Origin of the sequence: Pedobacter sp. BAL39, assembly GCF_000170795.1 — a bacterium.
In the GTDB taxonomy this organism is placed as follows: domain Bacteria; phylum Bacteroidota; class Bacteroidia; order Sphingobacteriales; family Sphingobacteriaceae; genus Pedobacter.
Window position 1 is genome coordinate 17825 of sequence record NZ_ABCM01000034.1, and the last position, 9420, is coordinate 27244.

General features: G+C 46.3%; 5 protein-coding genes, 2 tRNA genes and 3 rRNA genes. 1 reads left to right on the forward strand and 9 read right to left on the reverse strand.

The window, feature by feature from the left end; translation table 11 throughout:
* Positions 1 to 35 precede the first annotated feature (35 nt).
* Both PBAL39_RS23805 and PBAL39_RS24945 read right to left on the reverse strand, forming a co-directional pair.
* On the reverse strand, positions 36 to 320 hold the full coding sequence (locus PBAL39_RS23805; protein ID WP_304411963.1) for a SelT/SelW/SelH family protein: 285 nt from the start codon (positions 318 to 320) through the stop codon (positions 36 to 38).
* Positions 321 to 324: 4 nt separating this feature from the next.
* On the reverse strand, positions 325 to 588 hold the full coding sequence (locus PBAL39_RS24945) for a hypothetical protein (RefSeq protein ID WP_008246626.1): 264 nt from the start codon (positions 586 to 588) through the stop codon (positions 325 to 327).
* A gap of 117 nt (positions 589 to 705) precedes the next feature.
* Between PBAL39_RS24945 and PBAL39_RS23810 the strand changes: the two genes are divergently transcribed.
* Positions 706 to 1686, forward strand: coding sequence for a bifunctional methionine sulfoxide reductase B/A protein (locus PBAL39_RS23810; RefSeq protein WP_008246628.1), 981 nt, complete (start codon positions 706 to 708; stop codon positions 1684 to 1686).
* Positions 1687 to 1729: 43 nt separating this feature from the next.
* On the opposite strand, the gene PBAL39_RS24950 is transcribed toward PBAL39_RS23810, so the two are convergent.
* The 7 genes from PBAL39_RS24950 to PBAL39_RS23850 form a co-directional block, all read right to left on the reverse strand.
* Positions 1730 to 3214, reverse strand: coding sequence for a PAS domain-containing sensor histidine kinase (locus PBAL39_RS24950; RefSeq protein WP_008246629.1), 1485 nt, complete (start codon positions 3212 to 3214; stop codon positions 1730 to 1732).
* 265 nt (positions 3215 to 3479) lie between these two features.
* Positions 3480 to 4466 carry a 2-hydroxyacid dehydrogenase gene (locus PBAL39_RS23825; RefSeq protein WP_008246631.1) on the reverse strand — a complete coding sequence of 329 codons (987 nt, stop codon included), beginning with the start codon at positions 4464 to 4466 and terminating at the stop codon, positions 3480 to 3482.
* A gap of 573 nt (positions 4467 to 5039) precedes the next feature.
* Positions 5040 to 5151 (reverse strand): 5S ribosomal RNA (gene rrf / locus PBAL39_RS23830).
* A gap of 107 nt (positions 5152 to 5258) precedes the next feature.
* Positions 5259 to 8135, reverse strand: a 23S ribosomal RNA gene (locus tag PBAL39_RS23835).
* Between the two features lie 225 nt (positions 8136 to 8360).
* Positions 8361 to 8437 (reverse strand) — tRNA-Ala (locus tag PBAL39_RS23840).
* 14 nt (positions 8438 to 8451) lie between these two features.
* Positions 8452 to 8526, reverse strand: a tRNA-Ile gene (locus tag PBAL39_RS23845).
* Positions 8527 to 8642: 116 nt separating this feature from the next.
* Positions 8643 to 9420, reverse strand: a 16S ribosomal RNA gene (locus PBAL39_RS23850); the annotation flags it as partial.

The window sequence follows — 9420 nt, forward strand, 5'->3', positions numbered from 1 at the left end:
ATCATCAAGGCGCAAAAATACAAAAAGCTTCGTATTTAGCGGTCTGAATGCCCCAGATTTTTCATCGGACTGATGATGTCCCTTACCAACTGCTTTAATTCTTTCGGCTCAGGAAAATGACCCTTTATCTTGCGGTCAAATACAGGTACCCCATTAATGCACACCACGTAAGTCCCGCTTTTCTCACTGGGGATTAACGTCACACCTCCAACATCGTCCGTAAAGGTAGTCAGAAGCTCCTGAGCCATGTAAGCGGCCCTAAGCAACCACCCACACCTGGGACAATATTCGATGCTGATCATTGGTTTCATTGTTTCCATATCATTATTTGTCGGCGCTTTCAGACTGCTGCTGATCTGAACCTGTCTTTCCCGGCGCCGGATGAAAATCTTCTGATGAACTTCCCGTACCATCCTCATGTGTATCACTTCCGGGCGCGGAACCTATATATCCGTCGTCCTTTAATGAGTCGTACCCCTGTGTCCCTGTATTGTCAAATCCATCCCGGGGCCCCTGAGGTTGAAACGCCGTGCTGCCCTCTGGTTTGTTTTCCTTCCTTTTACCTTCGTTTTTCTGCTCTTCTTTCATTACTTTGTCTTTTTATAAACAACAACGCTCAGCGCCAGTGGTTTTAAGGAATTGGTGGCGTCTTTGAAAATTTTGGTACAATAATTATCGGTTATCATACACTAAATATGGATAAAGATGCTAAAATATATTGATGTCATTAAATTTGCCAACCAGGGAAACCCTGAACCAGAAAAAAAAGTAGTTAAATCTGACGAAGAATGGCGTGCGCAGCTCTCGGAAGAGGAATACCGCGTCACCAGGCTCAAGGGTACTGAGCGTGCGCACAGCTCGGAGATGTGTAGCTTATTTGAACCAGGACTCTATGCATGTGTCTGCTGCGGTACACTATTGTTTGATGGACAGGAGAAATTTGAATCCGGCACCGGATGGCCTTCTTTTACCCAACCAGTTGCGGAAAATGCAATTGCTTACCATAGTGATACGAGCTATGGCATGAGGAGAATTGAAGCCTTGTGCAATACCTGTGACGCCCACCTGGGACATGTATTTCCTGATGGGCCGGGGCCAGGCGGACTGCGTTATTGCATGAATGCCGTGTCACTCAAAAAAATAGACACCAAATATGAAAAAGCAACATTTGGTGGCGGATGTTTCTGGTGTACCGAAGCTGTATTTGAACAAGTCCAGGGGGTATTCAATGTAGAGAGTGGGTATAGTGGAGGACAAAACATCAATCCTACTTACCGCGAGGTCTCTTCCGGCATTACCGGGCATGCAGAAGTTGTACAGGTGACCTTTGATCCTTCCGTCATCTCCTATGAAGACCTGCTGAGGATCCACATGAGCACCCATAACCCCACAACATTAAATAAACAGGGCGCAGACTTCGGCACACAGTATAGAAGTGTCATCTTTTCCCGTAATGATACACAAAAAGCGAGTGCCGAGAAGGTACTAAAAGAAATATCCGGTCATTTTGATGAGCCAATTGTGACGGAAATCCAACCGCTGTCTGCCTTCTTCAAGGCCGAAGCCTACCATCAGCATTATTATACGAATAATCCGGACCAGGGCTACTGCGAAGCAGTCATTCACCCCAAGCTGGACAAATTCAAGTCCCTGTTTAAAGATAAAATGAAACCTGTATGGTCATAGTTGGGCTCTTATGATTAAAGCTCAGTTGAGTTCAGCGCATTGATCAGCCTTCAAAAAGTGGCAGCAATATCGTGAAAGTGCTACCTTTTCCCGGAGTGCTGATCGCACTGATCTGGCCTCCACAAGCCTCGACATACTCTTTTGACAACAATAGGCCGAGCCCCGTACCCTTCTCCCCTCCGGTGCCGCAGGTGCTCAGGCTCTGGTGTGAGAATAGCTGGTCCAGTTGCTGACTGCTCATGCCGATACCACTGTCCTTCACCGAAAATGCAACATAACCATCAAATGAAAAACTGCTGAGTTCGATGCTGCCGCCTTCAGGGGTAAATTTAATCGCATTAGCCAGAAGGTTGCGTATGACGATGTTGATCTGATCCCAATCGGCAAATGCTGCCAGCCCCGGAATTACCTGGTTGATCAGGCTGATCCTCTTCGCCCCTGCCTGTTTTCCGAAGAGGTGGATATTCCCTTCTGCCAGCTTGCTCAGGTCTACCGCAACACTTTGGCGCCTCAGGTTTTTGCTGAATGAATTCATTGCCCAGTGCAGCAGGTTATCCAGCAATCCGCTAACCTCCTCCAGCTGTTCCATAGCATCCATTTTCAACGACCTGATGTCCTGAGGATTCAGCTCGTCGATGACTGGTAGCAGTGTCATTAATGAGGCTATCGGCGCTCTTAAATCATGTGAGATAATTGCAAGAATCTTATCCTTAAATGCATTGAGCGATTTGAGATGCTCTGTTTGCTGCTGGATTTCAACCTGATGTTTCAACACCTCCTTCTCAGAAAGTTTATATGGCGTAACATCAACAGCAAAACCCAGCGCCTCACCGTTTGCCCCTGCAAGTTCCGTAAAAATGATGTTATCGAAAAATACTACATTTCCATTCATCCTTGCGGGTGCCACGAAACGGGATCCATTTGCCGAAAATGCCTGAACGAGGCGCATCGTAAGGTTAGGAAACAGTTCAAAAGCATTCTTTCCTACGAGGTCGCCCCCTTCGATACCCAGTCCGGACAAACCGGCCCCATCGGCCAGCGTTATGGTACCATCGTCTTTAAGTTTATATAAAACTACCGGTAAGTTTTCCAGCAATCCCTGTAGGAACTGGGTCTTGTCAGCGAGTTCCTGATTTTGTCTAATGGTTGTAGTCTTATCAGTAAGTGAAGCGACAATTACAACAGGGAGCCTGTCGGCATCACTGATCAACTCATAAGATACCTCGTAATAAGTGGTTGTTCCGGACTCATTAAGACTGAGCAAATACTTACACCTGCCTAATTCCAATACTTGTTGAAGCATGCCGGTCACCTCCGGATGGTTATTGGTGTGGGAGGAAACAAGATCCGGATAATGATCGCCCTCCACGATTGCCTTTCCAGTCATCCGCTTCACCAACTCCAAATGTGCATGATTAAAGAAAATGTAATTCCAGTCCAGATCCAATGCAAATACCTGTGTATTGGAGCCCTTTATGATTTTACGCAACAAGATAATTTCCAGCTGATCGTCTATTTCCCGATTCATAAGCAATCCCCTTTTGGTTATTAGCTAAAAAACTGAGCCAAAGGTTGATCAATGGTCCTTTCGGTGGCTAAAGCCTCAAAACCGCAAATTGACAAAAGCCCGAAGCCGGGAAAGGTTGCAACATCATCCACATATCCGGCATTTTTGTCAACACCCCGTTTTTGGGACCGATAGGTATAATCGGCTGATAATCTGACATTACAGTTTGAATAAAACTCCATCTCTGGGCTTTCTCAAAACTTTTTCGCCCTTAAATTTCAGCTACTCAGATTACCACCTCGTTGACCAGCGGAGTTCCTTGCAGAAAGGCATCAACATTCGCGAATGAAATCCTGGCGATTTCCTCCAGCGCCTCTTTTGTAAAGAAGCCCTGATGAGAGGTAATCAGCACATTCGGAAAAGAAATCAACCTTGTAATTAACTCATCCTGAATCACATCCTCAGATCGGTTCTGAAAGAACAGATCCCCCTCCTGTTCATAAACATCTAGCCCGAGGTAACCAATCTGACCAGATTTCAAGGCCTGAATCACATCCTTGGTATCAATTAAGCCACCCCGGCTGGTATTGATCAGCATCGCACCCGGCTTAAAAAGTTGCAGTGTCCTTTTATTAATCAGGTGTTTTGTATCCTCAGTCAACGGGCAATGCAAAGAGATGACATCGGCTCCTTCCAGAGTATCCTCCAGTGTATCATAAACAACTCCCATCTTTTGGAGCTCCTCATTGGGATAAAGATCAAAGGCGGCAATCCGGCATCCAAAACCTTTTAAAATCCGGCACAAAGCACGGCCAATTAAACCTGTTCCAATTACCGCAACTTTCTTTCCGAAAAGATTAAAACCCGTCAGCCGTTCTAAAGAAAAATTGCCTTCTCTTACTCTGTTGTAAGCTTTATGTGTTTTGCGGTTGAGCGTCATCATCAATGCTACCGCATGTTCAGCTACCGCCTCAGGTGCATATGCTGGAACACGTACCACCCTCATACCTAATTCATTCGCTTTGGCAACATCGACGTTATTAAATCCTGCACAGCGCAATACAATCAGGCGGATATCCAGGTTATTTAGTATATTCAGTACCGGAGCATTCGCCTGATCATTGACGAAAATGCAAATTGCATCAAATCCAGTAGCCAGGTTTGCAGTATCCTCAGATAACGAAACGGCATAGTAGGTCAAGTCGTGTCCGGTATTAAAACGGTTTAAAAATTCTTTGTCATATTCACATGAACTGAAAACTGCGATCTTCATAAAGGGATGATTTTGGAGTTAATGGTGCCTTAAGATACGGGAATTAACGTAAAAAATCACCATGCTGCCATTCAAAATAGAAGTTCTTATCGAGTTATATAATTAAACTATAAGTCAAAATAATAAAATAAAAAACTATAAATTGTAAACCTATAACTCTAATTAAAACACTATAAGCAACTAAAAAGGATAATTAATTAACATCAAAAAGCATTCAAATCGCTGAGAATCGTCTGTACAGAATTTACTGACAATACATGCGTCACAAGCCAGAGAAACACCAATTGAATTCGAAAAAAAAGCAAAAGCTCATTCAGGTTTCAACCCAATGATGAACCCATATATAAAACCAGAATCCGGTAAGGATAGAAATGCGTCCCAACAAAGACGGTGGCACGGTAAAGAGAAAAAAGTCAAAAATGTAACACGATTATGCGTTAACTCATGCGAGCGCTTCTGCACAAACGAAACCTGTATAAAAACCAACTCAATTTAAACTACCGTAGCATCAGCAATGCAAAAATTTCTGTAAACAAGAAAAGCCTGCAGTTTTGACTACAGGCTTTCTTTAAGATTTGGCACCGACCTACTCTCCCACGTGTTACCGCAGTACCATCGGCTCTGGTGGGCTTAACTTCTCTGTTCGGAATGGGAAGAGGTGGACACCACCGATATAGGCACCTAAATATTTTTAATGTTTATACAGCTTCGGAATGGACTTACCTTATGCTGTCAAACAATGACATATTATTGAAAGAAGTTAGTTAGGAAGAACAAACAACAGTTTACTGCTCTTGAAAGCTTCGGATGATTAGTATTACTCGACTTTGATGTCACCACCTTTACATCTGTAACCTATCAACGTAGTAGTCTGCTACGGTCCTATATGGAATTCTCATCTCGTGGCTAGTTTCGCACTTAGATGCTTTCAGCGCTTATCTATTCCCAGCGTAGCTACTCTGCAATGCCCCTGGCGGAACAACAGATTCACTAGAGGCTAGTCCAACCCGGTCCTCTCGTACTAAGGTCAGCCCCACTCAAAATTCCTACGCCCACAACAGATAGGGACCGAACTGTCTCGCGACGTTCTGAACCCAGCTCGCGTGCCACTTTAATCGGCGAACAGCCGAACCCTTGGGACCTTCTCCAGCCCCAGGATGTGACGAGCCGACATCGAGGTGCCAAACCTCCCCGTCGATATGAGCTCTTGGGGGAGATCAGCCTGTTATCCCCAGCGTACCTTTTATCCTTTGAGCGATGGCCCTTCCATGCAGAACCACCGGATCACTATATCCGTCTTTCGACCCTGCTCGGCTTGTATGCCTCACAGTCAAGCAAGCTTATGCTATTGCACTCCTCATACGGTTACCAAGCGTATTGAGCTTACCTTTGAAAGCCTCCGTTACCTTTTTGGAGGCGACCACCCCAGTCAAACTACCCATCAAACAATGTCCTTCGCTTGGCGAAGTTAGACACCGAATACAGAAAGGGTGGTATTTCAACGTTGACTCCACGACGCCTGGCGACGCCGCTTCATAGTCTCCCACCTATCCTACACATCCTGTATCCAATGTCAATGTTAAATTGTAGTGAAGGTGCATGGGGTCTTTCCGTCCCGTTGCGGGTACCCGGCGTCTTCACCGGGACCACAATTTCACCGAGCTCATGGCTGAGACAGCGCCCAGATCGTTACACCATTCGTGCAGGTCGGAACTTACCCGACAAGGAATTTCGCTACCTTAGGACCGTTATAGTTACGGCCGCCGTTTACTGGGGCTTCGATTCAATGCTTCGCCTTGCGACTAACATCCCCTCTTAACCTTCCAGCACCGGGCAGGTGTCAGGCCTTATACTTCATCTTTCGATTTTGCAAAGCCATGTGTTTTTGTTAAACAGTCGCCTGGGCCTTTTCACTGCGGCTGATATTGCTACCAGCGCCCCTTCTCCCGAAGTTACAGGGCCATTTTGCCGAGTTCCTTAGCCATGATTCACTCGAGCACCTTAGAATTCTCTTCCCGGATACCTGTGTCGGTTTGCGGTACGGGTTTTTATAACCTGAAGCTTAGCGGGTTTTCTTGGAAGTCTGATTACCTACACTATCCACTTACCCGAAGGTTCGCGGTACTATCGACTTTCAGCTAGTCCGGCGGATTTGCCTACCAGACCAATACCTACTGTCTTCAACGATCTATTCCGTCAGATCGCGGTAGTGTCACTACTCCGTCACCACATCGCAGTTATAAAAAGTACGGGAATATTAACCCGTTGTCCATCGAATATCCCTTTCGGGTTCTCCTTAGGCCCCGACTAACCCTGATCCGATTAGCGTTGATCAGGAAACCTTATCCTTTCGGTGGGCGGGTTTCTCGCCCGCCTTATCGTTACTTATGCCTACATTTGCTTTTCCAGAAGCTCCACCACAACTTACGTCATAACTTCGCTGCCGCTGGAATGCTCCCCTACCGTAATATTAATATTACCCATAGCTTCGGTGTATAGTTTAATGCCCGTTTATTATCCATGCCCGATCGCTCGACTAGTGAGCTGTTACGCACTCTTTAAATGAATGGCTGCTTCCAAGCCAACATCCTAGCTGTCTATGCAATCGGACCTCGTTAGTTCAACTTAACTATAACTTGGGGACCTTAGCTGATGGTCTGGGTTCTTTCCCTCTCGGCCCGTGACCTTAGCACCCCGGGCCTCACTGCAGATCATATTATATAGCATTCGGAGTTTGTCTGGATTTGGTAGGATTTGACTCCCCCGCACCCAATCAGTAGCTCTACCTCTATATAACTTTATATCCACGCTGTTCCTAAAAACATTTCGGGGAGTACGAGCTATTTCCCAGTTTGATTAGCCTTTCACCCCTACCCACAGATCATCCGGAAACTTTTCAACGTTTATCGGTTCGGTCCTCCAGTACGTGTTACCGCACCTTCAACCTGTCCATGGGTAGATCACAAGGTTTCGCGTCTACCTCCCCTGACTATACGCCCTATTCAGACTCGCTTTCGCTTCGGATCCGTGTCTTAAACACTTAACCTTGCCAGAGAAGAGTAACTCGTAGGCTCATTATGCAAAAGGCACGCCGTCACGCCACCTGGACGCTCCGACCGCTTGTAAGCACACAGTTTCAGGTTCTATTTCACTCCCCTGTTCGGGGTTCTTTTCACCTTTCCCTCACGGTACTGGTTCACTATCGGTCTCTCAGGAGTATTTAGCCTTACCGGATGGTGCCGGCAGATTCCCACAAGGCGTCTCCGACCTCGCGGTACTCAGGATACTACTAGACTAATGGTACTTACGTGTACGAGGCTCTCACTCTATGTTGCCAGGCTTCCCATCCTGTTCCACTTCATTGCATTATAATCATATCGTAGTCCTACAACCCCACATTTGCCGTAACAAATATGGTTTGGGCTCTTTCCCGTTCGCTCGCCACTACTTAGGAAATCATTATTATTTTCTCTTCCTCTGCTTACTTAGATGTTTCAGTTCGGCAGGTTTGCGTATTATACGACTAGTCTTCAACTAGCCAGGTTTCCCCATTCGGAAATCACCGGATCAATTCATATTTGCTAATCCCCAGTGCTTATCGCAGCTTATCACGTCCTTCATCGCCTCTGAGAGCCAAGGCATCCCCTGTGTGCTCTTATTTACTTTCTTCTCTCCATAGCCTTTTGCGCCTATGGAAATGCTTTTTTTGATGGTTGTTATCTCTTTCGGATTTCTATTTGTAATTGCTTACTCATTTCATTCCTCAAAGCTAACAACGTCTCTATTGTTGTTTGCTCTTCTTTTTTAACTTCTTCCAATATGTCAAAGAACTTTTCTATCCCGGAGTTCATTCCTGAACCCTATTTCTGTACCTTCTATCTTAAGTACCGGTCATGGTGGAGAATAACGGAGTCGAACCGTTGACCTCCTGCGTGCAAGGCAGGCGCTCTAGCCAGCTGAGCTAATCCCCCTTAGAATATATCTGTAGTCCCGAGCAGATTTGAACTGCTGACCCCTACATTATCAGTGTAGTGCTCTAACCAAACTGAGCTACGGGACTAGGTGTCTTTACTTCAGTATGAGAACACTAAACGATGTTTCATCCTATGGGTGTTTCTTTTTGAGATCTTCTGTCATTTATATCATTTGCGCAGCGAGTAGTCTGACCTACTCCAGAAAGGAGGTATTCCAGCCGCACCTTCCGGTACGGCTACCTTGTTACGACTTAGCCCCAGTTATCGGTTTTACCCTAGGACGCTCCTTGCGGTTACATACTTTAGGTACCCCCAACTTCCATGGCTTGACGGGCGGTGTGTACAAGGCCCGGGAACGTATTCACCGCGTCATTGCTGATACGCGATTACTAGCGAATCCAACTTCAAGAGGTCGAGTTGCAGACCTCTATCCGAACTGTGAATGGCTTTTTGAGATTTGCTTGCTGTTGCCAGCTTGCTGCCCTCTGTACCATCCATTGTAGCACGTGTGTAGCCCCGGACGTAAGGGCCATGATGACTTGACGTCGTCCCCTCCTTCCTCTCTGTTTGCACAGGCAGTCTGTTTAGAGTCCCCACCTTAACGTGCTGGCAACTAAACATAGGGGTTGCGCTCGTTGCGGGACTTAACCCAACACCTCACGGCACGAGCTGACGACAGCCATGCAGCACCTAGTTTCGTGTGATTGCTCACTCATCTATCTCTAAATGATTCACTAACTTTCAAGCCCGGGTAAGGTTCCTCGCGTATCATCGAATTAAACCACATGCTCCTCCGCTTGTGCGGGCCCCCGTCAATTCCTTTGAGTTTCACCCTTGCGGGCGTACTCCCCAGGTGGAATACTTAACGCTTTCGCTTAGCCGCTAACTGTATATCGCTAACAGCGAGTATTCATCGTTTAGGCGTGACTACCAGGGTATCTAATCCTGTTTGATCCCCACGCTTTCGTGCCTCAGCGTCA